This window comes from Nocardia sp. NPDC055053 (genome assembly GCF_053608285.1).
Map to the genome: position 1 here is coordinate 105,955 of NZ_JBSGVD010000001.1, position 25,672 is coordinate 131,626.

Here is a 25,672-nt window from a genome sequence, read left to right on the forward strand (position 1 = left end):
GAACACCCTGGCGGCGGGCAGGTGATCGATGTCGGTGACGAACCGTCGCATCGGCGGGCGCGCCAGGGTCGACATGGTGCGCAACGTGGTTCCTCCGAAGATCGGTCACGGGGTGGTGTCCCCTGGGCCGATGGACCATCGTCCACGACCGCCGACGTGCGCGTCAAACCACCTCGACGCAGGTAGAGGGTGATTTTCGGCACCGTAGCTGCCGTGATAGACGGGGCCTGTCAGGTGCCCGGAAGTCGGTCTTGGACGCGGCGGCGGGCGCGCGGGCGCAGACTCGAACGGCCTCCCGCGACACGCTGCCGGTGGGCCGGAACGGGCCTACGCCGCTCCGCGACCTCGGCGGTAGAGAATCCCAAGCGGGCACCGACAGGCTTCGCACTCTCGCCGAAGGGAACATGTCATGGCTGACGGTCCGTTCACCCCGTACGACCCGGACAGCGGCCCGAGCGGCGCCGCGGATCGGGAGGCGGTGCCCAAGGTCAAGCCCTACCACCACCCCGCCGCGGGCTGGGGCGCCGCGATGGCCGTCGGCAAGTTCATGGTCTTGAAGGAGCACGAGCCGTTCATCGGGACCAAGGCCATCCTCGAGATGAACCACGCCTCGCACGGCTTCGACTGTCCCGGCTGCGCCTGGCCCGACGCGACCGACGGCCTGCTGCTCGACGTCTGCGAGAACGGCATCAAGCACGTCACCTGGGAGATGACGCACAAGCGCTGCACCCCGGAGTTCTTCGCCGAGCACACCGTCAGCGAGCTGGCCACCTGGAGCGACCACGACCTGGAAGACCAGGGCAGGCTCACCCACCCGATGGTCTACGACGCCGAGACCGACCACTACGTGCCGATCAGCTGGCCGGACGCGTTCGAGATGGTGGGCAAGGCGCTGCGGGAGCTGCCCGATCCGAACCTGGCCTCCTTCTACACCTCCGGCAGGCTGGGCAACGAGGCCACGTTCCTCTACCAGCTGATGGTGCGCGAACTCGGCACCAACAACCTGCCCGACTGCTCCAACATGTGTCACGAGGCGAGCGGTCGCGCCCTGCAGGCCTCGCTCGGTACAGGCAAGGGCACCTGCGACATCGAGGACTGGGACAAGGCCGACGCGCTGTTCGTGATGGGCATCAACGCCGCGTCCAACGCGCCGCGCATGCTCACCGCGCTGGCCGAGGCGCACAAGCGCGGCGCCCAGATCGTGCACGTGAACCCGCTGGTCGAGGCGGGCGCGCGCAAAACGATCATCCCGCACGACTTCGCCGCGATGGCCACCTTCCATCCCACCAAGACCAGCACCATGAACATGCGGGTGCGCATCGGGGGTGACTTCGCGCTGATGCGCGGCATCGCCAAACATGTTCTGGAAGAAGCGGAGACAGACCCCAAGGCGCTCGATCACGAGTTCATCGAGCGCTACACCACCGGCTTCGAGGACTACATGCGCGAGGTCAAGGACACCACCTGGGCCGAGATCCAGCGGCAATCCGGCCTGAGCGAGAACGAGATTCGCAGGGCGGCGGGCATCTACTGCGACTCCGACCGCACTGTCGTCAGCTGGTGCCTCGGCATCACCCAGCACGAACACGGCGTCGACACGATCCGCGAAATCGTGAATGTTCTTCTCCTGCGCGGCAATCTGGGCCGCGAGGGCGCAGGCCCGTCACCGGTGCGCGGGCACAGCAACGTGCAGGGCAATCGCACCTGCGGCATCGCCAACAATCCGACCACGGAATTCCTCGACCGGCTGGCGCAGGTGTGCAAGATCGATGTGCCGCGCGCGAACGGCTACGACGTGGTCGCCACGATCCAGGCGATGCAGGCGGGCAAGCTCGAGTTCTTCCTCGGCATGGGCGGCAATTTCGTCGCCGCCGCCCCCGACAGCGCCTACACGTTCGCGGCGTTCCAGAAGTGCGGCTGCACGGTCAATGTCAGCACCAAGCTGAACCGCAGTCATGTCATCCACGGCAAGCGCGCGCTGATCCTGCCGTGCATCGGCCGCACCGAGCGCGATATCCAGCGCAGCGGCCCGCAGATCACGTCGATGGAGAACGGCATGGCCGTGGTGCACATGTCGCGCGGCATGAAGAAGCCCGCGTCGCCGCACCTGCTGTCGGAGCCCGCGATCCTGGCGGGTATCGCGAAAGCCGCGCTGCCCGAGACGAAGACGCCGTGGGAGTTCTACATCGAGGACTACGACCGCATCCGCGACACCATGTCGAAGGTGCTGCCCGGCTTCGAGGACTACAACCGCCGGGTCCGGCTGCCGCTGGGTTTCCGCATCCGCCAGCCCGCCCGCGAGCTGATCTTCCTGACGCCGTCGGGCAAAGCGGAGTTCTCGACGGTGACACTGCCGGACACCGTCAATCCGCCCGGTGTGCTCACGCTGGCCACCCAGCGCTCGCACGACCAGTGGAACACCAGCATCTATTCCGACAGCGACCGCTACCGGGGCGTGCGGCACCTGCGCACGCTGATCTTCATGAACGAACACGATATGCGTGAGCGCGGGCTGACGGAGTTCGACGAGGTCGATATCACCAGCACCGCGCGCGACGGGTCGACCCGCTCGCTGCACCGGTACAGGGTCGTCCCCTACGACATTCCGCCGGGCTGCGCTGCCGGGTACATGCCGGAGATGAATGTGCTGTGCGCGATCGGCGATTTCAGTACCGAGAGCGATCAGCCGCTGATGAAGAGCGTGAAAGTCACTGTCACACCGTCGAGTTGAACCGCTGAGGAGAGCATTGTGAACGTGCAGACACGAAAGACCATGAGGTAGGGCCGATGTCGTATCTTCTCGCACTGGTCGCCGAATCCGGCGAAGGTTCCTCGGCCGCGCAACTGGCGGCCGAGACGCAACGGGTCGCGGTCCGCAACAACGTCGACGTGGTGACGCTGGCCGAACTCGACACGCTGCCCGCCTACAGCGCCGACCTCGACACCGAGGACGGGCGGCCGTTGATCGCCAACCAGCTGCGCCGCTCGACGCTGGAAGCCGACGGTGTGCTGCTGTTCGCCGACGAGGACACGGAGGTGTCGCCGCTGGCCGAGAGCGTGATCGCCTGGCTGGCGCATTCCGGGTCAGGACCGGCGCCGACGGTCGAGGGCAAGCCGGTCGCGGTGATCACGGCCGGGCCCGGTGAGGTCGTCAACCAGAACATGGCGGATCGGTTGCGCAAGGCGGGCGCCGAGGTGGTGGCCGACGGCGTGTCGATCACCGGCTCGTGGAGCGATCCGGCCACGATCACCCGGCTGGGTGACACGGTGGTCGCTGTGGCGTCCGCGGGCTGAGCCCGGTTCGTGTCAGTAGACGTACACCACCGCGTTCTCGCCACCGGTGCAGGTGACGAGCTTGCCCTCCGGCACGCAGTTCATCGTGTACGTGCGACCGGTCACCGGGCTCGCCGCCACCACCGACCGGGGGCCGGTGCCCGAGCCACCGCTCGCGTAGGCGGCCCTGACCGCTTCGGCGAAGCCACAGCTGGTCACCGTGCTGCCCACCGCCACCTTGCCGAAAGCACCACTGGCGCTGCCGGATTCACAGGGCTGTGCACCGGCGGGCAGAGTGACCGGGCCCGCCGAGGTGGTCGGGGCCGCGGTGGTCGCGCGGGGGGCCGTGGTGGCCACGGCGCCACCGGCACCACCGACAGGGACGGCCGAGCTCGGCGCGGCGCTCGTGGTCTGCGCCGAGTCCGCTGCCGACATCAGCCGCCAGCCGATCGCACCGCCGATGGCCAGCACCACGACGGCGAGGACACCGACGAGGATCGGCAGCAGCACGGAGCGCTGGCGGCGCGAATCCTGTTGCTGCCAGGACGGTTCCGGGGCGTAGCCGGGATCGTACGGGTCGGCCCCGTAGGCCGGATCACGGTAGGCGTGGTCGCCGTAGGCATTGTTCGGATCGTCGTACTGCTGCGCGTAGGCATCCTGCGCGGGGCCGGTGTACTGCCTGGTCGCGGCCGACCGCGCCGGATCGTCCGGCGCCTGGTGCGCGGGGAACGGCGCAGCGCCACCCCGGTACTGCCGAGTCGCCTGTGCCCGTTGCGGATCCAGGTCGTCGTAGTGCTCGGTCGACGCCGCGAATCGGTCGGCTCCGGGCGGCGTGCCCTGGTAGTGCTGGGTCGGTGCCGACCGCTGCGCATCGATACCCACCGGGTCGTATTGCTCGGTCGCGGGCGCGAATTCACCCCCACCACCGAAGTGCTGCGTCGCGGCCGACCGCTGCGCGTCGACGGCCGCCGGGTCGTACTGCTCGGTGGGCGGCGCGAAGTCCCCCGCCGGCGCACCGAAGTGCCGCGTCGCCGCGAATCGCTGCGGGTCGTCGGCCGACACCGGGCGACCGCTGTACTGCTCGGTGGGTGGGGTGAACAGATCGGCGGGACCGTCGTCGAATCGATCTGCCGGAGAACCGAATCGGGCATCCGGGCCGGCAAGGTCGCCGTCGAATTTCTGCGTAGGAGCGAACCGCGCGGCCGAGCTCGACGGCTCATCGCCGAACTGCCCTGCCGGAGAACCGAATCGGGCATCCTCGTCCGCGCCGTCGAACCGCTGCGAAGCTCCGGGCGGCGCCGGATGTCCGGCGTACTGCTCGGTCGGCGGCGTGAACAGGTCGGCGGGACCGTCGTCGAATCGATCTGCCGGAGAACCGAATCGGGGGTCCTCATTCGGGGTCGGGGGGCCGTCCTGCTGGGTGGGGGCGAAGCGGGGGTTCGGGTTCGACGAACCTGGGGCGTACTGCTCGCCGGGGGCTTGGGGGTCGCCGGAGAAGCGTTGGGTGGGGGCGGAGCGTTGCGGGACCGGGCCCGACGGTGCGTCGAGGCGAAGTGGGGCCTGTCTGCCTGTGTCGGAGGGCGGGATGAAACCGGTGGGTGCGGGGAACGGCGGGGCCGAGGTCGGGATCGGGGCGGAGGATTCGCCGGGGTGGGCGCCGTCGTAGAGGTGTGCGTCGGGGAACGGGCGCATCTTCGGGAGGCCCTGGTCCGGGGTGTAGGCCGGCGGGGGCTCGGGTGCGGCGGTGGCCGTGGCGTCCGCGGGCGGGAGCGGGGTGAAATGGGTGTCGGCGGCGCGGATCTCGGCGGGGCCGGTCGGCTGGATCACCGCGGGGATGGAGATCTCGCCGGTGCCCTCGACGGGGACGCGGTGGAAACCGGTGGTCTCGGCCGGGCCTGGCGCGGCGGCAGGCGGACGGATGATCAGCGTCGGCTGGGCACCGGTCGCACTCGTCTGGCTGCGTGAGGTCTCGATGCCGCCGGTCGCGGTCACCGCGCCGACCACACGGAACTCACCGGTCGGCGTGGGAACAGGCTCCGCCGCATCATCCCCCGGCGCACCGGGCACAGCGCGGCCGCCGGTCGTCGCACCCGCAGGCGCGCCACCGGGCACAGCGCGGCCGCCCGTCGTCGCACCCGCAGGGGCCCCGCCGGGGACGTTGCGTCCAGCAGGCGCACCCGAAGGCGCGCCACCAGGAACGTTGCGGCCGCCCGTCGTGGCACCGGCAGGCGCGCCACCAGGAACAGCGCGCCCACCAGTCGTCGCACCTGGCGGCACATTCTGGGCTGCGCCTCCAGCGAAGCCGCCGGGCATGTCACGTCCCGGCACCGGGCCTGATGGCATCTGACGGGCGCCGGGCGCGGCACCGAACGCCGCGCCCGCGGTAGCGGATGCGCCAGCTCCGGCCGCCGCGCCTGCGGCACCGAATACGGCACCAGCTGCACCTGCACCGAAGGCATCGGCGGGAGCTTGCCCACCGCCGACCTGCCCGTGCCCACCGGGCTGTGGATACCCGGGCGCCCGCATCGGCGCACCACTCTGTATCGCCGCGGCCAGTGCCTCCCGCGCCGCCACCGCGAGCGCACCCGCGCTCGGGTACCGATCGGCCGGGTCCTTGGCCATGCCGCGCGCGATGACCTCGTCGAGGGTCGCGGGCAGGCCGGACAGGATCTCGCTGGGGCGCGGTGGCGTCTCGGAGAGGTGCGCGCGGATCAGCACGCTCATGCTGGCCGCGGGGAACGGCGAGGCGCCGGTGAGGCACTCGTGCAGGACGCAGGCCAGCGAGTACACGTCGGCGCGGTGCGAGATCGGGCCGACGTCGAAGCGTTCCGGCGCCATGTAGATGTAGGAGCCCATGGCCATCCCGGCCTGGGTCACCGCGCTGTCGCCCTCGGTGTGGGCGATGCCGAAGTCGGCGAGGTAGGCGAAGTCGGCGGGTGTCACCAGGATGTTGGCCGGCTTCACGTCGCGATGCACCAGACCGCCCGCGTGCGCGGCATCGAGTGCGGCGGCGATCTGCTCGACCACCGCGACCGCGCGATCGGGGCTCATCGGCCCACCGGTATGCAGCACGTTCCGCAGATCGGTGCCGGGGACCAGGCGCATGTCGATGAACAGCACCCCGTCGATCACGCCCCAGTCGTGGATCGGGATGACGTGGGGTTCGGCGAGCTTGGCCGCCGCCTGCGACTCCCGGCGGAACCGGACCTGATAGGCCGGGTCCTGCGCGAGTTCCTCCGCCAGCAACTTCAGGGCGACCACTCGGTCCTTGCCGGTGTCGTAGGCCTCGTAGACCTCGCCCATCCCGCCTTTGCCCAGCATCGACCGCAACTCGTACGGACCGAACCTGCTCCCCGTCCGTGACCCAGGTGCCTGCACCAGCGTCCGCCTCCCACTTCTCGCATGCCCGAAGACCTGCTCGTCAGAAGGAGGATTCTCCCGGTGCCACCACGCCGTGGTCAAACGCGAACACGATCGCGGCGGCTCGATCACGCAGGTCCAGCTTGCCGAATATATGCCCTACGTGGCTTTTCACGGTGACTTCCGAGATACCGAGTTCGGCGGCGATCTCGCTATTGACCCGGCCTCGCCCGATCAATTCGAGCACTTCGTACTCGCGTGCGGTGAGTTCGCCGAGCCTGCTGTCGGTGCGGGTCCCGGCCGGTTTGACGGTCCGGTAGGCGGTGAGCACCCGCCCGGTCACCGACGGGTCGAGCCAGGCGCCGCCCGCGGCCACCGTGCGCACCGCGCGGATCAGGTCCTCGGCGGGTGAATCCTTGAGCAGGAACCCCGCCGCGCCCGCGCGCAGCGCACCCGAGAGCAACTGGTCGTCGTCGAAGGTGGTGAGGACGAGTACCGGCGGCGCGTCGGGGCGAGCGCGCAGCAACCGTGTCGCATCGATACCGCCCACCCGCTTCATCCGCAGGTCCATCAGCACCACGTCGGGACGGTCGGCGGCGACGGCGGCCACCACCTCGTCACCGTCGGCGCATTCGCTGACGGTGAAGCCGTCGCGGCGGCGCAGGATCCGGCGCAGCCCGCCGCGGACGAGTTCCTGATCGTCCACGACGAGCACCGACACCGGGTTCTCGATCGGCGCGGCGGCCGTCACATGTCCTCCTGTGGTTTGGTTCTGAGCATGCCGGGCAGCATGGCCGTGATCGTCGAGCACGGGCCGGACTTGAGCGGGAACCTGGCGCGCACCGTCCATCCGTCGTCGACGGCGCCCGCGGTGATCGACCCACCGAGCAGTTCGGTGCGCTTGCGCATGCCGCGCACACCCATGCCGACGTCGTGCCGCGGGGGCGGGCCGAGCGGCAGCGGATTGGTCACCACCAGCGTGGCCGCCTCGGCGCTGACATCGAGCCGCACCGTCGCCGCGTTGCCCGGCGAGTGCTTGGCGACATTGGCCAGCGATTCCTGCCCGATCCGGTACAGCGCGTGCCCGACGGTGCCCTCGATGACGGCCAGGTCCCCGGTGCGGGCGTAGTCGACGATGAGCCCCGCGCGCCGGTAGTCGCCGACGAGTTCGTCGATATCGGCGGCGCTGGGCTCGGGCGCCAGCAGCGCGGGGCTGGTGTCGAGCATGCCGACGGTGCGGCGGATGTCGGCCATCGCCTGTCTGCCCAGGCGTTCGGCGTCGACGAGCGCGTCCACGGCCTCGGTGACGTCGTCGTCGGTCTGCAGCGCGCGCCGGGCAGCGGTCAGGTGCAGCAGGGTGATCGACAGCGAGTGCGCGATCACGTCGTGCACCTCGCGCGCGATCCGGCGCCGTTCCTCGTCGGCGGCCTGACCGGCACGAATGGCCTGGTTCTCACGTTCCTGATAGAGGAAACGGCGCTGGTATTGCAGCATCACCCCGACGAACACACCGAGCAGGATGCCGAGGACATACATCGGCAGCCCCTCCAATCGCTGCCCCTCGGTGCCCCACTGCACGTGGCCCGCGAGGTCGAAAGCGACCAGCTGCAGGATCGCGACCAGCGCGAACCCCAGGGTGATCCCGCGTGAGGCGACCGCGGCCACCTCGCCGGCGACGAGCACCAGCACGAACGGTGCGAAATCGGCACTGACCGGCTGCAACAGGAACAGTGCGCACGAGAGCAGTGCGGAGCCCTTCAGCAGTATCGGGTGCGGCTTGACCCCGAAGATCGCGAACAGCGGAATCGGCAGAAAGGCGGCGGCCATCGCTATCAGGGGCAGCGGACTCGGGAAGTAGGAATGCCGCTGGATCACGGCGGCACCGGTGATCACCAGCAGGGCCAGGTCGGTGCCGATGATGACGGCGGGCGGGTAGTCGTAGGGCAGCGACTCGATGCGCTCGGCCACGGTAGCGAGCAGCCGCCGCATCCCCGCCCGCGGCCGGTCCGCGAGCCGCCGCCAGCGACTCGTCCGGCCCGCCATACTCGCGGGAATGGCGTGACTCACCTCCATGGGGTAAGGCTAGCCGCCGAGCCGTCGGCCCGTCATCGTCCCGCGAACGGTGTCCTTCTCCTACCCGGGTAGGAGAAGAAGTCGGGTCCCCGGCACGACGATTCGGGTGACCCGCGTCCGTAGCGTTTGGGTCATCGCTCACGGAAGGTGAAGCCCATGACCTGGACCGATCAGCATCAGCGCACTGCTATCGTGCAGACCGTGCTCGCCAGGGCAGCGATCGACCCGAACGACCCAGGCCTGTTCGCCGGCCTCCCCGGGATCGACCGGCTCTTCGGCGGGATCGACGGATTGCTGCACGCCCTGTCCTACCGCTGGAACAATCATTTTCGCGCCAAACTCGAACAGGCCGAGCTCGAAGGACATACGGCCGTCGAGGCTTATCTGGAACTTGCGGCCGAACAGCCCGCGCTGCGTGCACTTCTCGACGCGCGAGCGGCGACCGTGCAGACTACGCGTACCCGCGCCTTCGCGCGCTGAATTCCCGTCCAACCAAAAACCCATGGGGGACATGACATGCCGGACAACGATTCGCCGATGCTCGAGCTGACGCGGGTGGTCAAGCAGTACCGCGTCGGCGAACAGCAGGTCCGCGCGCTCGACGAGGTGAGCATGCGGATCGAGGCAGGCCAGTTCACCTCGATCATCGGGCCTTCCGGCTCGGGCAAGAGCACCCTGCTGCACCTGCTCGGCGCACTGGACCGGCCCGACGAGGGTTCGATTCGCTTCCGCGGCACCGAGATCGGCGATCTCGACGAAGACGCCCAAGCCGCGTTCCGATTGCAGCAGGTCGGTTTCGTCTTCCAGTTCTTCAACCTGCTGCCCACCCTCTCGGCGTGGGAGAACGTGGCGGTGCCGAAACTGCTGGACGGCACCGGATTACGCAAAGCCAAGCCACGAGCGCTGGAACTGCTCGACCTGGTCGGCCTCGGTGACCGCGCGCAGCACCGGCCCGCGGAACTGTCCGGCGGGCAGATGCAGCGCGTCGCGGTGGCGCGCGCGCTGATCATGGATCCGCCGCTGATCCTGGCCGACGAACCCACCGGCAACCTCGACTCCAAGACCGGTGCGTCGATCCTGTCCCTGCTGGGAGACATCACCGCACAGGGGAATTCGGTGGTGATGGTCACCCACGACATGGGCGCGATCGCCTACTGCGACCGGGTGATCACGCTGCACGACGGGCGCATCGACGCCGACGACCTGGTGGCGGAGCGGGTGGACGCATGATCGCGGCCATGTGGGATCGGTTGCGGCTGTTCAATATCGGCGAACTGATCCGCCATCCCGGCCGCACGATCATGTCGACGGCGGTGATGGCGGTTTCGGCCGCGCTGCTGGTCGCCGTGCTGAGCATCTCCGGATCGGTCACGGGGTCGGTCGACCGGCTCACCCAGGGCCTGGCGGGCGACGCCGTCCTCGAGATCACCGGCATCACCGACGCCGGATTCGAACAGTCGCTGCTGACCCAGATCGCCGCGACACCCGGTGTCGCCAAGGCGGTTCCGATGCTGCGCAGCACGCTCGGCGCAGGCCCCGACCGGGCCATGCTTGTCGGCGCCGACCAGAACATCGCCGCGCTCGGCGGCGACCTGGCCGAGCCGATGTCGCAGCACACCACCGCACTGCTCACCACGCCGAAGGGCGTGCTGGTCGGCGCGGCGATGGGCTACCAGGTCGGCGACAGCATCCCCATCGGGTGGGGCACCGCGACAGTCGCGGGCATCCTCGACGACGAGGCGACCAACCGGCTCAACGGCGGTCACCTGGTCGCGGCGCCGCTGCCGCTGGCCCAGCTGCTCACCGACCGGGTCGACAAGCTGGACTCGGTGCAGATCCTGCCCACCCCGGGCACCGACGTGACCGCCCTGCGGGCCGCGCTGACCACCGTGGTCGACGGGCGCGCGGTGGTCGCCGAACCCAGTCTGCGGACCGCGCAGGCGGGCGGTGCCATCCAGATCATGCGCTATTCCACGTTGATGTCCTCGGCGGCGGCGCTGATGGTGTCGGCGTTCCTGATCTACAACGCGATGAGCATGGCGGTGACGCAGCGCAGGCCGACGCTGTCGCTGCTGCGCGCGATCGGCGGACAGCGTGGTCCGATGGTGCGCGATCTGCTCGTCGAGGCGGCGTTGCTCGGGCTGATCGGCGGTGTCATCGGGTCGGCGATCGGTGCGGTGATGGGCCGGGTCGCGATCGGGCGCCTGCCAGCGGCGATCGTGCAGTCGGTGGAAGCACGGACCGAGTTCATGGTGCCGGATTACGCTGTGCCGGTGGCGATCGCGGCCTGCGTCGTGGCTACGGTGCTGGCGGCGGCGATCGCGGCGCGGCAGGTATACAAGGTCGCTCCGGTCGAGGCGCTCGCGCCGGTGGAGGCCGGGCACTCGGCCGCCGACAGTGCCGTCCTGCGCTGGGCGGCGCTGGCCGGTGGTGCCGGCTTCGTCGCGGCGGCCATCACGCTGGCGTTCCTCGATCTCGGGCGGCTCTCGCTCGCCGCGATCTCGACGTCGTTCGCGGCGGCCGTGCTGCTGAGCTTCGCCGCGACCGGGCCGATCGTGCGCGGCGCCGCCGGGATCGCCCGGTGGTTCGGCGCGCCGGGAGCACTGGGCGCGACGACCTTGGAGCGGGCGCCACGCCGCGTCTGGGCGACGGCGATGACGGTGATGATCGGCGTGGCGGCTGTCGTCGCGCTCGGTGGGGCATCGGGCAATATGGTCGACTCGGCGACCGAGTCGTTCGAGAGCCTCGGCGACACCGACCTGTATGTGAGTCCCAGTCCGATAGAACAGTTCCCGACCGGGCCGGTACTGCCGCCGGATGTGGCCGAGCGGGTCGCCGCGGTGCCCGGTGTCGCGCAGGTGAGTCCGGCGCAGATGGCGTTCGCGACCGTCGGCAGCGGGCGGGTGATGCTGCAGGGCTATCCGGCTCGCGAGGACGAGGTCCGGCTCGGCGCGGTCGACAAGGCAGTGATCGAACGGATGGAGCGAGGGGAAGGCGTCGTCGTGACCAGGGACGTGGCGCGTTCGATGCACCTCGCGGTGGGCGACGAGCTCACCATGCCCACCCCGTCCGGCGAGCGCACTGTGCGCGTGTTGCAGGTGATTCCGTACTTCACCGCGGTATCCGGCGTGGTGATGATGAATCTGGATCAGATGCGCGAGTGGTATCAGCGACCCGGCGAGACGATCCTGTCGGTGCGGTTCGAGCCCGGCGCCGACCCGGAGGCGGTGCGCGCCGCCGTGCGCGCCGCGGTGCCGCAGGAGATCCACGTCGACACCGGCGCCAGCATGGTCGAGGCGATCTCGTCGAGCGTGCAGCAGGGTGCGGCGATGAGCAACATGATCCTGTGGATCGTGGTCCTGGTGGCGACGGTGGCGCTGCTCAACACGCTGATGCTGTCGGTGCTGGAGCGGCGCAGGGAACTGGGCGTGCTGCGAGCGATGGGGACCAACCGCAAGTTCCTGCTGCGCTCGGTGCTCGCCGAGGCGGCGGGCATCGGATTCATCGGCGCGGCCATCGGACTCGTGGTCGGCGCGGCGGTGCAGTACCTGGGCACCGTGGCGATCGGGCACGCGATGACCATCGACATCGTCTACCAGCCGAGTCCGCTGCTGGTCGTCTACGGCGCGGTCGCGCTGGGTCTGGCGCTGCTCGGTTCGATCCCGCCCGCGCTGCGGGCCGCGCGGATGCCGATCGTGGCGGCGCTGGCGGTGGACTGAAGTCAGCCGTCGCAGTGTCAGCGCTGTTGCGCAGGCGCTGCGACGGTCTCGTCTCGGGAGGCTCGTCGGTGGGGTAAGCCTCACGCCGCGTGGTGATTGCCAACCGGGCGGGTCGTGCTGGGGCGGCGCTCCGAGTTGCGCTGGGGCGGTTACCTTTTCAGGCCGGTGGATGGTGTCACAGTGGCACTTCCTCCCACCAGGCGATCACTTCGTCCTGAGCCGAGGGGCGTGGCGCTCCACCCGTGCCGCTGCTCCCGCGGCGGCTCATCGCGATCACGTAGTTCGCGCGGGCCGGGTCACCGGGAAAGCTGATGACCTGGTGCGCGGTGTGCATGCGGGTGCTGGCCTGGTCGGGAACCACCCAGCGGCGCAACGAGAACGGCACCCCGTCCTTGTCCCCCGGGTACTTCACCGCCGCTGGCATCGCTTCCACCACCGAACGCGCCTGTGCCGCAGTCGCGTACTCCAGCACCAGATAGCTCACGGAACCGGCATTGTTGTCGGTCCGCTCGCACTGCCAGCCCACACTGATCGGATTCCATTGCAGTGCGGGCTCTTTCCACTCCAGCTCACTCACCCCGCGCACCGCGGCACACCGCGCACCCCGATACCCCTGCCCCTCCGCCACCTCTCCCTGCGGAACCAGGGTGGGAAACACCCGCCGACTCGCCGCGAACGAATCCCCCACCGCCGTCACCGAACTCGACGGCGTCTTGGGCGCCACACCGGCGGCTTCGTCGTCCTCGTCGCCATCGGGCAACACCACGACCACCAAGGCCACCAGCAGAGCCACCAGCACCCCGATGAGCGCCACCAGCAACAACCACCCCACCCGATGCAGCCTGGACATCCGTCGCGGCGCGGGCCGCCGCGGACCGACCCACGGCCCACGCCCCATCCCCTGCAGCCCCATCGGCGGACCAGCGGGAGCAGCACCCTGGTTCGGCGGGACCCCCGGTCCAGCGACCGCTCCCGGCATAGCCGACCGCACCGACTCCGGCGCGTGCCCACCATGGACCGGTGCACCAGCTGGCACCGGGCCCTGCGCGGCCCCGGAGGCCGATCCGGGCTGCGCTGTCCCTGGCTGCGCTGATCCTGGCTGCGCTGTCCCTGGCTGCGCTGTCCCTGGCTGGGCTGATCCTGGCTGCGCTGTCCCTGGCTGGGCTGATCCTGGCTGCGCTGTCCCTGGCTGCGCTGATCCTGGCTGCGCTGTCCCTGGCTGCGCTGATCCTGGCTGCGCTGATCCTGGGTCTCCGGGCACTCGCCCCGGATCACCAAGTGCGTGCTCACTACCCGCGCTCGACGCCTGGGCGGCCCCCGGATCTCGGTCTCCCATGTTCAGCAGGTCACCGGGGCGACCACCGTCATCCGCCCGCACGCCATCGCCGACGTCGCCCACCGACGTGGCGACCGGCGCATCGACACCACCCATCTCGAACGGCTTGTCCGCCGAATCGGGCGCACCGACCGCCCCACCTCTGGCCGCCGCTCCTCCGGTACTGCTGCCTGAGTCTTCCTCCCGACCACCTACGGCCTCCGCGAATCCCCCACCGCCGCCGACGAGCTCGGAATCTGCGGCAGCGCTGGATGATTGACCCGAGCCATCCGTTCCGGTGGGTGCCGCGATCGGCGTCACGTCCGTTGGGGCGGTCGCGTTCGCCGCATCCAACCGTCCGGATTCCGCGACCGGCACGACATCGGTTGCTGCCGAATCGGATACCTCGGTCGCTGTATCGATGTCACCCGCGGGATTCCTCGCGACGCTGCCGGGCTCAGGCCGTGCTCGAGGCGCCCTCGTGTCCGCGCCCGGCAGGGCGGGCGGCGGTGATTGGGCTGGCGGCGCAGGCTGAGCAGGTGGCGCTGATTGGGCCGGCGGCTGGGGGACGAAAGGTGGTGCGGCAGGAGCGTGCTGGGCGGCAACGGGCCCCGCGGGAGCGGGCGGAGGCTGGGAGGGGTGCCAATTGCCCTGCGGCACAGGCTGGATCGGTGGGGCCGGGTTACCCGCGTAGCCGGGAGCAGGCATTGCCGGGGGCTGTGCGGGGTGCGGAAAGGCGGCCGGGGAAACCGGGACCGGTTGCTGGGTGGGCGGGTAGTAGGCCGCCGGGGGGTGAGGCAGGGCTGGTGGGGTGTTGGAGGTGAGGGCCTTGCGGGCGGCCTTGGCGAAGGCGGCGCACGAATCGAACCGCGACGCAGGGTGTTTCGCCATGGCGGCGGCCAGGACGGCGTCGAGGGCAGGCGGGAGTCCTTGGCGGCGCAGGGCCAGGGGCGGGGGGTTGAGGTAGAGGGTGCCGCGGATGATCTCGTTGGGGTCGGGTGAGTCGAAGGGGGCGATGCCGGTGAACAGCCAATACAGGGCGCAGGCCAGGGAGTATTGGTCGGAGCGGTGGTCGAGTTCGGCGCCGGTCATCTGTTCGGGGGACGCGTAGGCCAGCGTCGCGGTGAACATGCCCTGCTGGGTGAGGTGGGTGGAATCGGCGCGCAGGCGGGCGATGCCGAAGTCGGTGAGGAAGACCCGCTCGCCCTGGCCGCCGCTGGATCGGGCCAGCAGGATGTTGGCCGGTTTCACATCCCGGTGCAGCACTCCCCTGCCGTGCGCGTAGTCCAGCGCGTCGGCGACCCCTTCGATGATCTGCACGGCCCGCTCGGGCGGCAGCGTCATCGGGTCGACGGTCGCGGCGTCGACCCCGTCGACGTACTGCATGCTGATCCACAACTGCTCGCCCTCGGCACCACGATCGAAGACGGTGACGATGCCGGGATGGTCGAGCCCGGCCGCGAGATCGGCCTCCCGTTCGAACCGCGCGCGAATGCGTTCGTCGGCGAACAGGTCCCGGTTGAGCAGCTTGAGCGCGGTCATCCGATCCAGCCGCGGATGCCGCGCCAGATACACGGTTCCCATGCCGCCCTGGCCGAGCATCCGCTCGACAGTGAACCCGGCGAACACCTCACCGATATCGAGCACTGCGACCCCCTTCCGGCGCCTGTGGCGGACCAGCATGGCACCCGCACAGCGGCGTGACCACCGTCATTCGAATTCTCGCCGAAAATCGGTGAAACTTGCTAACTGTCGTCCGGTATCGTCCGGGCGCGCTCGACGAGTAGTTTGCACCGCCGGAGCAGGGCGCCGACGCGCAGTGGGTGGTGGGGAGGATTCGGTGGTGAAGTCGACCGGAAAGGCGGCTGCCTTGCGCGGGCTGCTGCACAGTGTGGTGCTGGCATCGGCCGCACTGTCCGCCGTCTCGTGTGCCATGCCCGGCACCCAGGCGGCCGTGAGCGCTCCCACGGTGACCGTGAACAGCGACGACGCCTGGCACCCTGGCCTGTCCATCATGCTGCCCGATTCGCTGGCCGCGGAGTTCACCCAGTTGCAGTCGCAGCTGCCAGGGCAGGTCGGCATGGCGCTGATGCCGGTCGGCGGTGGCCGGATGACGATCTACGGCGACTGGACCACCGGCATCGCCTGGTCGACGATCAAGGTGCCGCTGGCCGTCGCCGCGTTGCGCCACGATCAGGACCAGTCGATCTTCGAGATGGTGCAGGCAGCGATCACGGTGTCGGACAACGACGCCGCCTACGGGCTGTGGGAATCCCTCGGCGACGGGGAGGAAGCGGCCGAGGCCGTGCAGCAGGTGCTCGACGAGGCCGGTGACATCTCCAGCCCCGGCAAGGAGAGCCTGCGCACCCACCTCGACTACACCTCCTTCGGCGGCACCGAATGGTCGCTGGCCAACCAGGTCCGGTTCGCCTCGCGCCTGCCGTGCCTGCCGCAGACCGAGGTCGTCACCCAGCTGATGGGCGAGATCACGCCCGAGCAGGGCTGGGGTCTCGGCCTGCTCGACGACACCGAGTTCAAGGGCGGCTGGGGTCCCGACGACGACACCGGGGTGTACACGGTGCGCCAGTTCGGGCTGGTGCCGGTCGGCAGTGGCCGGCTGGCGGTCGCCCTTGCCGCACAAGCAGATTCGGGCACCTTCGACGACACCACCGCCCTGCTCGACCGGCTGGCGCTGCTGTTGTCGCGGCACCTGCCGGAGCTGCGCGGCGGCGTCTGCCCGCGCTGAGCGTCCCCGCTCAGCCGGGGACGACCAGGCCGGATTCATAGGCCAGCACCACCGCCTGGGCCCGGTCGCGCAGGCCGAGCTTCGAGAAGACCTTGGAGACATGGGTTTTCACGGTCTGCTCGGCCACGAACAGCGCCTCGGCGATCTCGGTGTTCGACAATCCCTTGGCGACGAGCTCGAGCACTTCCCGCTCGCGCGGGGTGAGCGAGGTCAACGCGGGCGCTGCGGGCGCGCGCACGGTATTGCGCCTGCGCGTGACGTCGGCGATCAACCGGCGGGTGATGGTCGGCGCCAGCAGCGCCTGGCCGTCGGCGACCACGCGCACCGCCCGTACCAGCTCCTCGGCGGGCGCGTCCTTGAGCAGGAACCCGCTCGCGCCCAGGCTCAGCGCCTCGTAGACGTAGTCGTCGATGTCGAAGGTGGTGAGCATCAGCACCCGCACCGGCGGATCGAAACCGGCGGCCAGGATCGCGCGGGCGGCTTCCAGCCCGTTCATCTCCGGCATGCGCACGTCCATCAGGACCACGTCGGGCCGCAATCGCTTGGCCTCGGCCACCGCGACCTTGCCATCGGGCGCGTCCCCGATGACGCTGATGTCGGGCTGGGCCGCCAGCAACGCGCCGAAACCCTGCCGCACCATCGCCTGGTCGTCGGCGATCAAAACCGTAATTGCCACTCGACCACCCTAGTGTGCGGCGACGTCTGACGGTCCACAGTCTTGGCCGGAGCGGAGGTACGCCTGGTGGGCGCGGACGCGAAGCCTTCCTCGAACTTTCGCGACGGAGCTACTCCTACGGGGTAGGCAGTTTCGCCGACACCTCGAAGCCGCCGTCCTGGGTGGGACCCGCGGCGAGCGAACCGCCGACCGCCTCGACCCTGGAACGCATGCCGTCGATGCCGTGCCCACCACCCGCGCCGGGGCGCGACGGGGTGACCGACGGCGCGTTGCGCACGGTCACCATCACCGCGTCGGGGGCGACGGCCACGGCGACGAGCACCGGCGCGCCGGGCGCGTGCCTGGCCGAGTTGGCCATCGACTCCTGCACCACCCGGTACATCGTCAGCCCGGTCGTCTCGGGGACCGCCTCGAGCTCACCGGTCACGGTCCATTCGACCGGCAGACCCGCACGCTGCGCGGACGCGCACAGTTCCGGCACATCCACCGCCCGCGGCTGCGGCGCGTGCTCGGGCAGCTGCCCGTCGCTGCGCAACACCCCCAGCAAGCCGCGGATCTCGTTGAGCGCGGTGCGCGCGGTGGCGCCGATCGACTCGAACTCCGTACGCGCCGCCGGGTCGAGATCGGTGATCCGGTAGGGCGCGGTCTGGGCCTGCACCACGACCATCGACATGTGGTGGGCTACGACATCGTGCAGGTCACGAGCGATCCGGGCCTTCTCCTCGAGGATGGCCCTGCGCGCGCGTTCGAGCTCGGTGACCTCCTCCTGCCGTTCCAGCTTGCGGCGCGAGGCGACCACGATCCGCAGCAGATAGCCGAACAGCGCCAGCGCGCCGAAACCGACCACCCAGCCCCACAGCGGGCCCTCCGCCGAACCCGGCATGGTGGTCGCGAACAGCATCGACTGCGCCGCCCAGGCCACCACCACGATCGGCACCGCGGCCCGCAGCGCCACCGCGAACAGCAGCACGAACAGCACGATGACGTGCACGACCTGGAACGGTAGATCGTTGTCCGGCGCGGGCTGGAGGATGACCGAGAACAGCAGCGCCGCGCCCGCCGAGATGGCCCAGCCCAGCGACGGGTTGACCCGCACCAGCAGGATCGGGAACGCCGCGAACGCCGCAAGCAGCGGTGCCAGGCCCGCCGCCACGTCGTGGGTGACGAACAGGGTCGGCCAGGCGATGCTGTAGAGGGTCAGCGCGACCGCCACCGTCGCGAAGTCGAACCAGGTGCGCGCGCTGACGCGGCGCGCGGCGGGGCGCAGTTGTCCGGGCATTGCTCGAGCCTACGAACCGTCCGGTCAGCGGACCTCATACCGCCGAGCGATTTCGCACCCCCTACCCTGGTGTGACCCCGGCGCCGGGTCACCCGCCCGCGCGCCCCGAGAACCGGTCCACAGCGGGATGCCCGCGGCGGGACCCGCTCCTTACCGTCGGAGGCCATGAAAACCCCGCTTCGCCCGGTACCCGCCGCTCGCCGTGCCCGTACCGCCGTCTCCGCCTCCGCCTCGTCGCACACCGGCAGCCCGGCCGAAGCCGCGCACCGCCGCCGCAGCGGTGTCGCCCTGTGCACCGCCGGCCTGGCCATGGCCGCCGCCGTCGTCATGTCGGCGCCCGGCGCCATGGGCACCACGCCCGGTGGTGGCACCGAGAACGCGGCCGCCGCGGCCGTGGTCCGCGCGCTCACCGACGACGACCCCGACGCTCCCGCGCTGATCCCGCTCGACTTCGGCTACAAGTTCGGCTACGACCCGGCTCAGCAGGACGGGCTGCTGGTGAACCCGAACGGCAGCTGTTCCTCCCCGGTGACACTGCCCGCCGAGTTCGGCCCGGCCTGCATGGCGCACGACCTCGGCTACGACATGCTGCGCTATGCCGAGCGGGTCGACGAACCGCTGGGTGCCTGGGCCCGCCGCTCGGTGGACGCGGCGCTGAACCGGCGCATCCACGCGGCCTGTGAGCTGCGCGACGACGAGTTCTCCCGGGCCCGCTGCGGCGTCATGGCCGATATCGCGTTCACCGCGGTCGACGTGAACTCGCGCAGGCAGGAGTACGGGGCCCCGGTCGTCGAGAACGTCTTCGCCACGACCGACCCGGCGGACCGGCCGAACCTGTGGCCGCTGGCGCGGACCGTGCTGGGTTTGTTCGCGGTGACGGCGGCCTCGGCCGTCATCATCGACGCGCTGCGCAAACGGCGTCGCCGCCTCGCCTGAATGCTTGCCGAAAACTAGAACATGTCCTAGTTTTCACGCATGGCCCTCACTATCGACGAAACGATCGAGATCGACGCCCCCGCCGAGAAGGTGTGGGAGGTTCTCACCGATTTCGGTCGCTACGGCGAATGGAACACCTTCTGCTACGAGGCGGCGAGCACGCTGGAGCCGGGCTCGCCCATCGATATGAAGGTGCAACTGGGCGGCAACCGCCGTCCGCAGCGGGAGTGGATTCGCACGCACACCCCCGGCGTCGAGTTCAGCTACACGATGAAGCCGGTACCGCTGGGCGCGCTGCACAGCCTGCGCTCGCACACCGTGGTGCCGCTCGGCCCCGGCCGCTGCCGCTACGAGTCGCGGTTCACCCTGGCCGGATGGCTCAGCCCCGTCGTGAACCTCGCGCTCGGCAAGCACCTGCGCGCGGGCTTCACCGCGATGACCGCCGGCGTCGGCAAGCGGGCGACCGAGATCTGAAAAACGGGGTGCGCCAGGCCGATTCGGCCCAGCGCACCCCGCTGTGTGGTGTCGTTAGACGCCCGCGGGCACCGGCAGCGCACCGCGCGCCACCTCGTAGGCCGCGCCCACCCGGTACAGGCGGTCGTCGGCCAGGGCGGGCGCCATGATCTGCAGGCCCACCGGCAGGTTGTCGTCGGCCGACAGTCCCGACGGCACCGACATGCCGCAGTGCCCGGCCAGGTTGGTCGGCAGGGTGCACAGGTCCGACAGGTACATGGCCAGCGGATCGTCGACCTTCTCGCCCAGCTTCCACGGGGTGAACGGGCTGGTCGGCGAGACCAGCACGTCGACCTGCTCGTAGGCCCTGTCGAAGTCCTGCGCGATCATCGTGCGGACCTTGAGCGCCTGACCATAGTAGGCGTCGTAGTACCCGGCCGACAGCGCGTAGGTGCCGATGATGATGCGGCGCTTCACCTCGGGGCCGAAACCGGCCTCGCGGGTCAGCGACATCACCTGGTCGGCGCTGTGGCTGCCGTCGTCACCGACGCGCAGGCCGTAGCGCATCGCGTCGAAGCGCGCCAGGTTCGACGACACCTCCGACGGCATCACCAGGTAGTACGAGGACAGCGCGTACTCGAAGTTCGGGCACGACACCTCGATCACCTCGGCGCCCAGTTCCTTGAGCACCGCGACCGCGGCGTCGAAGGAACCCAGCACGCCGGGCTGGTAACTGTCGGAATGCAATTCGCGCACCACACCGACGCGCACACCCGTCAGGTCACCGTTGGCGCCCTGGCGCGCCGCCTCGACCACGGGCGCCACCGGCACGTCGCGGGAGGTGGAGTCGCGCGGGTCGTAGCCGGCGATCACCTCGTGCAGCAGCGCGGTGTCGAGCACCGTGCGACCACACGGGCCACCCTGATCCAGCGACGACGCGCACGCGACCAGGCCGTACCGGGACACGGTGCCGTAGGTGGGCTTCACGCCGACCGTCGCGGTGACCGCGGCGGGCTGCCGGATGGAGCCACCGGTGTCGGTGCCGATGGCCAGCGGGGCCTGGAACGAGGCCAGCGCCGCCGCCGAGCCGCCGCCGGAGCCGCCGGGGATGCGGGTGGTGTCCCACGGGTTGCGGGTCGGGCCGTAGGCGGAGTTCTCGGTGGAGGAGCCCATCGCGAACTCGTCCATGTTGGTCTTGCCGAGGATCGGGATGCCCGCGGCGCGCAGCCGGGAGGTGACCGTCGCGTCGTACGGCGACATCCAGCCCTCGAGCACCTTCGAGGCACACGTGGTCGGCATGTCGGTGGTGGTGAAAACGTCCTTGAGCGCCAACGGAACTCCCGCCAGCGGCGAGGCGGGGGTCTCGCCCGCGGCCAGCGCGGAGTCGACGGCGCCTGCCGCGGCCAGCGCCTCGGTCCCGGCGATGTGCAGGAACGCGTTGAGCTCACCGTCGACCGCGGCGATGCGATCCAGGTGCGCCTGGGTGACCTCGGTGGAGGACACCTCGCCGCCGTGGATCTTGGCCGCCAGCTCCGCCGCCGACAGCGTGGTCAACTCGCTCATTCGCCCTCTCCCAGGATCTGCGGGACCAGGAAACGCTGTTCTTCCACAGCGGGCGCCTGGTCCAGCGCCTGCTCGGGAGTCAGACCTGGCACGACCACATCGGGCCTGGTCACATTGGTCGTCGGGTTCGGCGACGCGGTGGCGGGGACGTCGGCGGCGACCTCGGAGATGGTCCGCACGTGGCTGAGGATCGAATCCAGCTGACCGGCGAACTGGTCGAGTTCGGCGTCGGTCAACGCCAGCCGGGACAGCCGGGCGAGGTGAGCGACCTCGTCGCGGGAGATTGCGGGCACCGCGGGACCCCTTTCGGCTTCGGTTGGGAAGTAGTGGCTACAGCCTAATTGCAGCAGTCGACAGCCCTGCGCACGGCCGGAGCGAACGCGGAGGTACGCCTAGTCAGGGGTCGGATGGGGATGGCAGGGCTGACGGGCCCCACTGTGACAGCGCCGGTGGGTGGCCAGAGACATTTGACGGTGGTCGAGTCCTGACGTATTACTCACAGGACCGAGCTAGAGCGGCGGGCGGGAGGGTGTTTGGTATGGACGAGATCGTGCGCTACACCTACAGACTGCGCCCAGGCGCGCAAGCGGTTGCCGCGCTTGAAGCGGAATGGCACCGGTGCCGATTCCTGTGGAACGAAGCGGTCCACCAGCAACGGAGTGGCAGGAAACCGTCCTTCGCGCGCCTGTCGAAGATGCTTACCGAAACCCGTTCTCGTACAGCGTGGTTACGCGAAGGTTCCCACGTTGCCCAACAACAGACGTTGCGCACCTACTCCACCGCGTTTGCTCACTCGTTCAAGGTGAAGGGGCATGGGCGTCCAAAGGCCAAGCCGCGGAAGACGTGTCTGCCGTCGCTGGAATACACCACCCGGGGATTCACGATCAGCGATCGCAAGCTTCGGCTGCCGAACAAAGTGTCGATTCCAGTGGTGTGAAGGCTGCCCGGCAGAACACACACATGGCGCGGGAATGGGCGCAGCGAGTCGTCCGCGACCACCACACCATCGCGGTCGAAGACTTCAAACCGAGGTTCTTGGCGCGCTCCACGATGGCAAGGAAGGCGGCCGACGCCGCTATCGGGGCGGCGAAACGCGAACTGATCGAGCGCGCGGCTCGGGCGGGCCGGAAGGTGGTGTGCGAAGCCTGCGGACATACCGCAGACCGAGACCGCAACGCTGCCGGAGTGATCTTGGCAGCCACGGCAGGACCCGACCGTGGCAGCGCTGACGATGTAAGACGCCCTGCGTCCCCTCCGAGGGAGCGCGTGGCGCGGTCCGAGCTGCGCATCCCCGCGCTTCAGGTGTGAGGAGGGGTTAAACTTCGAGTCGTGCAACTCGCGCACATGCGAGGTGTATCTCTTGCGCCACCGGGTACATCTGTTGTGCTCGCATCGGCCGTTAGGAAAGGAACGCACGTGTCATACTTGCTCCGCGTGCAACTTCCGGATCGACCGGGAAGCCTCGGCTCTCTCGCACTCGCCCTCGGCGGGGTCGGCGCGGACATCCTCTCGCTCGATGTCGTCGAACGCGGCGCCGGTTTCGCGATCGACGATCTGGTGGTCGAAGTTCCTACCGGCGCGCTGCCCGACACCCTGATCACCGCCGCGGAATCGGTGCACGATGTGAGCGTCGACTCCATCCGCCCGTACTCCGGCGTGCTGGACACCCATCGCGAGCTCGAGCTGATCGACCAGGTCGCCAGCGCCCGCGACGACCGGCTCCAGGTTCTCGTCGACGGTGTGCCGCGCGTGCTGCGCGTCGGCTGGTCGACGATCATCGGGATGGGCCCGGCCGGCGCCTACCGCGTCGTCGGCAGCCCGAGTGCCCCTGAGACACAAGCGGGTTCGGCGCCGTGGATGCCGCTGGAGAAGCCGTCGTGGCTCGACGGCGAGGCCGAGTGGGTGCCGCAGATCTGGCGCGACATGGACACCAAACTGGCGGCAGCGCCACTCGGCAATTCCGGCCGGTCGCTGTTGCTCGGCAGGCCGGGCGGACCGGACTTCCGCCCGTCGGAGGTCGCCCGCCTCGGCTACCTCGCCGGTATCGTCGCCACCGTCTTGCAGTGACGGCGCTCGCCTAGGCGAGCGCCAGGCGCATGACGTAGAGCTGCAAACCCTCGTGCGGGGACCAATTGCGTTCCGGCACAGCGACGAAGCCGAGACGTTCGTAGATGCGGTGCGCGTCGACCATGGTCGACATGGTGGTGAGCGCGACCGCCTCGTACCCGCCCGCCCTCGCCTCGGCGATGACCGCGCGCACCAGCGCGGTGCCCGCGCCGAGACCGCGGGCCCGCTTCGCGACGGCGAGCATGCGGAACTCGAGTTCGCCGGGACGGGCGATCTCGGCATAGCGGGTGCCCGGCTTCGCGACGGTCAGCGAGCCCGCGATCTCGTCGCCGTCGACGGCGACGAGGACTTGCGCCGCGGTGGCGCGCTGGGCGACGTCACCCAGTTCGGTGACGTAGTCGTCCTCGGGTGAGACGTAGCCGTCGCCGACGTACACGTCGACGGTCAGGGCGGAGATCGCGTCGTATTCGCTGGGGTGTGCGGTACGGATCTCGAGGCCGGTGCCGGGGGTGAGGGCTGATATGCCGTGCATCTCGGAATGATCCCACCCGCACCGCTGTGAGCTCGCCCTCACCCGAGAATTCGGCCGCCGGTGAGCTCGCGGCTCACGACCCGAGGTAGGGCCGCAGGCCGGGGTGATCGGCGACCCAGTTGTCGGGGTTGCGCGGCGGGTAGGCGACGAGGAGCTGGTCACCGATCGCGGGCCAGTGGGCCGCGTCCCAGGCGAAACGGCGGTAGACCACGACCCCGGTGACCGACGGGCCGGTCAGCGTGCCGGTGATGGTGACGTAGTGCTCGCCGGTCATGGCGGGCAGCGCGCTGACGCCGGTGACGTAGAGCGACCCGTGTTCGAGGCTCGCTCCCCCGCCCTTCCCGGTGCGGGCGGCCACCACCGCGCCGATCGTCACGACCAGCATCGTCACCATGGCCGCCGCCATCACCACTTCGAGCATGCCTCCATGCTAGGCCCGACCTGCGCGGCCGCGTGCCCGCGTCACAGTGGCGTGAGCTCGCTGACGCCCTGTTCGCGGCGCAGCTGCCAGACCGCGCTGCGGGTGCGCTGTGATCGGCCGTTGCCGCGATCGATCAGCGCGCGGTTGGCCGTGGTGTAGATCAGTTGCGCGCCACGGGCATTCGTCTCCGGGTTCTGGAACAGCTGGACGAGCCGGTCGGTCTCCTCCACCGGCAGGCCCGCGCCCAAGTCGTCGACGGCCAGCACCTGACCGGTGTCGAGCGCTTCGAGCATGGCGGGCAGCACCCGCAGCAGCGAGCGGGTGGCGGTGGACGCGTCGGCCAGCTCGAAGGGCACGTCGATTCCCTCGTGCACCAGGCTCAGCCCGGCGCCGCGGCGATCCACCATCCGCCGGTACAGCGCGTCCCGCGCGGCGCGCAGCGTACTGAGTTCGCGTGCCAGCAGGATCGGGTCGGCGCCCCCGTGGTCGAGTTGTGCTGCCAGCGCGCCGATTTCGGCATCCAGGTCACGCAGGTAGTCGGCGTACATCGGATCGTGCTCGGCGACGAGCAGATCCTCGATGCCCAGGTCCGCTGTCCGCAACAGCATCAGCAGGCGCGCGGCGTTATCGGGTGAGCGCGAGATGTGGCTGCCGAGGTCGTTGGCGAGTTCGTCGCCTGCCGCCTCTCCCTGCTGCACCTGCAAGTTCGCCGCGAACCAGCGATAGGCGGGCACCAGCGCCTCGGCGTACATCTGTCCGGCCAGACTCAGCAGCAGCGCGTTCGGCCGCACCAACGGCACCAGCGCGGCCACACCATAGCGAGCGGGCTCGAACATCGGCCCGATCTTGATCTGATCACCGGTGCGCTCGAACACGATCCGCTTGCGCGAGCGCGGATGCGTGTACAGCCACTCCGCGATCACATCGGCGTTGTCGAGCCGGAAGCCGTAGGTGTAGGGCACCCCCTCGGCCACGAACCCCGCCACGAATTCGGTGGGCCGGTCGGCGAACCCGAGATGCGGCCTGCGCACCGGTCCCGCGTACGGATCCCAGCCGCTCACCGAATGCAGCACCGCGTCGCGCATCTGCGCGAGCGCGTCGATCAGGCTGGTCTTGCCCGCGGCGGCCACGCCGTGCACCGCGGTCACCGGCACCGCCACCGGCCCACCGACGCCCTTGCTGAGCCGCAATTGCTGCGCCTCGGCCAGCGATCGGTGATTGGTCACCTGAAAACTACGCAGCACGTGGCTCGTCCGCCT

The 25,672-nt window shown here is 69.9% G+C and carries 21 protein-coding genes; 10 read left to right on the plus strand and 11 right to left on the minus strand.

The window, feature by feature from the left end:
- The first annotated feature begins 409 nt into the window (after nucleotides 1-409).
- Both ACWF82_RS00470 and ACWF82_RS00475 read left to right on the plus strand, forming a co-directional pair.
- A complete protein-coding gene (locus ACWF82_RS00470) occupies nucleotides 410-2,731 on the plus strand; it encodes an FdhF/YdeP family oxidoreductase (protein ID WP_452496511.1) in 2,322 nt (773 codons plus the stop codon).
- Nucleotides 2,732-2,787: 56 nt separating this feature from the next.
- Complete coding sequence (locus tag ACWF82_RS00475) at nucleotides 2,788-3,294, plus strand: NADPH-dependent FMN reductase (protein ID WP_452496513.1); 507 nt, start codon at nucleotides 2,788-2,790, stop codon at nucleotides 3,292-3,294.
- Nucleotides 3,295-3,306: 12 nt separating this feature from the next.
- Here the strand turns inward: ACWF82_RS00475 and ACWF82_RS00480 are convergent, their stop codons facing one another.
- The 3 genes from ACWF82_RS00480 to ACWF82_RS00490 all read right to left on the minus strand — a co-directional run bounded on the left by ACWF82_RS00480 (nucleotide 3,307) and on the right by ACWF82_RS00490 (nucleotide 8,706).
- The gene (locus tag ACWF82_RS00480; RefSeq protein WP_452496515.1) at nucleotides 3,307-6,594 is read right to left on the minus strand and encodes a protein kinase domain-containing protein; all 3,288 of its coding nucleotides are present in this window, start codon (nucleotides 6,592-6,594) and stop codon (nucleotides 3,307-3,309) included.
- 100 nt (nucleotides 6,595-6,694) lie between these two features.
- Nucleotides 6,695-7,384: a response regulator gene (locus ACWF82_RS00485; RefSeq protein ID WP_189024594.1), complete on the minus strand. Its 690-nt coding sequence runs from the start codon at nucleotides 7,382-7,384 to the stop codon at nucleotides 6,695-6,697.
- A complete protein-coding gene (locus ACWF82_RS00490; protein WP_452496517.1) occupies nucleotides 7,381-8,706 on the minus strand; it encodes a sensor histidine kinase in 1,326 nt (441 codons plus the stop codon). Before ACWF82_RS00490 ends, ACWF82_RS00485 begins: the two co-directional genes overlap by 4 nt.
- A 156-nt stretch (nucleotides 8,707-8,862) precedes the next feature.
- On the opposite strand from ACWF82_RS00490, the gene ACWF82_RS00495 reads away from it, so the two are divergent.
- From ACWF82_RS00495 to ACWF82_RS00505, 3 genes are read left to right on the plus strand one after another with little or no spacing between them, the layout of a single operon-like run.
- Nucleotides 8,863-9,186 carry a hypothetical protein gene (locus ACWF82_RS00495; protein ID WP_452496519.1) on the plus strand — a complete coding sequence of 108 codons (324 nt, stop codon included), beginning with the start codon at nucleotides 8,863-8,865 and terminating at the stop codon, nucleotides 9,184-9,186.
- A gap of 36 nt (nucleotides 9,187-9,222) precedes the next feature.
- Nucleotides 9,223-9,936 (plus strand): ABC transporter ATP-binding protein, encoded by a 714-nt coding sequence (locus ACWF82_RS00500; protein WP_379310362.1) that lies wholly within the window; start codon nucleotides 9,223-9,225, stop codon nucleotides 9,934-9,936.
- Nucleotides 9,933-12,425 carry an FtsX-like permease family protein gene (locus ACWF82_RS00505; RefSeq protein WP_452496522.1) on the plus strand — a complete coding sequence of 831 codons (2,493 nt, stop codon included), beginning with the start codon at nucleotides 9,933-9,935 and terminating at the stop codon, nucleotides 12,423-12,425. Before ACWF82_RS00500 ends, ACWF82_RS00505 begins: the two co-directional genes overlap by 4 nt.
- A gap of 175 nt (nucleotides 12,426-12,600) precedes the next feature.
- Here ACWF82_RS00505 and ACWF82_RS00510 read toward each other — a convergent pair whose 3' ends face one another.
- Nucleotides 12,601-15,387: a protein kinase domain-containing protein gene (locus ACWF82_RS00510; RefSeq protein WP_452496524.1), complete on the minus strand. Its 2,787-nt coding sequence runs from the start codon at nucleotides 15,385-15,387 to the stop codon at nucleotides 12,601-12,603.
- 196 nt (nucleotides 15,388-15,583) lie between these two features.
- On the opposite strand from ACWF82_RS00510, the gene ACWF82_RS00515 reads away from it, so the two are divergent.
- The gene (locus ACWF82_RS00515) at nucleotides 15,584-16,486 is read left to right on the plus strand and encodes a hypothetical protein (protein WP_452496526.1); all 903 of its coding nucleotides are present in this window, start codon (nucleotides 15,584-15,586) and stop codon (nucleotides 16,484-16,486) included.
- Nucleotides 16,487-16,496: 10 nt separating this feature from the next.
- On the opposite strand, the gene ACWF82_RS00520 is transcribed toward ACWF82_RS00515, so the two are convergent.
- Together ACWF82_RS00520 and ACWF82_RS00525 are read right to left on the minus strand one after the other, a co-directional pair.
- Nucleotides 16,497-17,162: a response regulator gene (locus ACWF82_RS00520; RefSeq protein ID WP_452496528.1), complete on the minus strand. Its 666-nt coding sequence runs from the start codon at nucleotides 17,160-17,162 to the stop codon at nucleotides 16,497-16,499.
- A 115-nt stretch (nucleotides 17,163-17,277) separates the two neighbouring features.
- Nucleotides 17,278-18,441 (minus strand): sensor histidine kinase, encoded by a 1,164-nt coding sequence (locus ACWF82_RS00525; RefSeq protein WP_452496530.1) that lies wholly within the window; start codon nucleotides 18,439-18,441, stop codon nucleotides 17,278-17,280.
- 165 nt (nucleotides 18,442-18,606) lie between these two features.
- Between ACWF82_RS00525 and ACWF82_RS00530 the strand changes: the two genes are divergently transcribed.
- Together ACWF82_RS00530 and ACWF82_RS00535 are read left to right on the plus strand one after the other, a co-directional pair.
- Nucleotides 18,607-19,377 (plus strand): hypothetical protein, encoded by a 771-nt coding sequence (locus ACWF82_RS00530; RefSeq protein WP_452496532.1) that lies wholly within the window; start codon nucleotides 18,607-18,609, stop codon nucleotides 19,375-19,377.
- A 39-nt stretch (nucleotides 19,378-19,416) separates the two neighbouring features.
- On the plus strand, nucleotides 19,417-19,851 hold the full coding sequence (locus ACWF82_RS00535; protein WP_452496534.1) for an SRPBCC family protein: 435 nt from the start codon (nucleotides 19,417-19,419) through the stop codon (nucleotides 19,849-19,851).
- 54 nt (nucleotides 19,852-19,905) lie between these two features.
- Here the strand turns inward: ACWF82_RS00535 and gatA are convergent, their stop codons facing one another.
- Both gatA and gatC read right to left on the minus strand, forming a co-directional pair.
- Nucleotides 19,906-21,393 (minus strand): Asp-tRNA(Asn)/Glu-tRNA(Gln) amidotransferase subunit GatA, encoded by a 1,488-nt coding sequence (gatA, locus tag ACWF82_RS00540; RefSeq protein ID WP_452496536.1) that lies wholly within the window; start codon nucleotides 21,391-21,393, stop codon nucleotides 19,906-19,908.
- The gene (gene gatC / locus ACWF82_RS00545; protein WP_067493225.1) at nucleotides 21,390-21,686 is read right to left on the minus strand and encodes an Asp-tRNA(Asn)/Glu-tRNA(Gln) amidotransferase subunit GatC; all 297 of its coding nucleotides are present in this window, start codon (nucleotides 21,684-21,686) and stop codon (nucleotides 21,390-21,392) included. Before gatC ends, gatA begins: the two co-directional genes overlap by 4 nt.
- Before the next feature lie 245 nt (nucleotides 21,687-21,931).
- Here gatC and ACWF82_RS00550 point away from each other — a divergent pair, with 245 nt between their 5' ends.
- Nucleotides 21,932-22,330: a hypothetical protein gene (locus ACWF82_RS00550; protein ID WP_452496538.1), complete on the plus strand. Its 399-nt coding sequence runs from the start codon at nucleotides 21,932-21,934 to the stop codon at nucleotides 22,328-22,330.
- Between the two features lie 479 nt (nucleotides 22,331-22,809).
- A complete protein-coding gene (locus ACWF82_RS00555; protein ID WP_452496540.1) occupies nucleotides 22,810-23,460 on the plus strand; it encodes an amino acid-binding protein in 651 nt (216 codons plus the stop codon).
- A 10-nt stretch (nucleotides 23,461-23,470) separates the two neighbouring features.
- Here ACWF82_RS00555 and ACWF82_RS00560 read toward each other — a convergent pair whose 3' ends face one another.
- The 3 genes from ACWF82_RS00560 to ACWF82_RS00570 all read right to left on the minus strand — a co-directional run bounded on the left by ACWF82_RS00560 (nucleotide 23,471) and on the right by ACWF82_RS00570 (nucleotide 25,639).
- On the minus strand, nucleotides 23,471-23,992 hold the full coding sequence (locus tag ACWF82_RS00560) for a GNAT family N-acetyltransferase (RefSeq protein WP_452496541.1): 522 nt from the start codon (nucleotides 23,990-23,992) through the stop codon (nucleotides 23,471-23,473).
- A gap of 73 nt (nucleotides 23,993-24,065) precedes the next feature.
- Complete coding sequence (locus ACWF82_RS00565) at nucleotides 24,066-24,413, minus strand: hypothetical protein (RefSeq protein ID WP_452496543.1); 348 nt, start codon at nucleotides 24,411-24,413, stop codon at nucleotides 24,066-24,068.
- A gap of 41 nt (nucleotides 24,414-24,454) precedes the next feature.
- Nucleotides 24,455-25,639 carry an AAA family ATPase gene (locus tag ACWF82_RS00570; protein ID WP_452496545.1) on the minus strand — a complete coding sequence of 395 codons (1,185 nt, stop codon included), beginning with the start codon at nucleotides 25,637-25,639 and terminating at the stop codon, nucleotides 24,455-24,457.
- Nucleotides 25,640-25,672 lie beyond the last annotated feature (33 nt).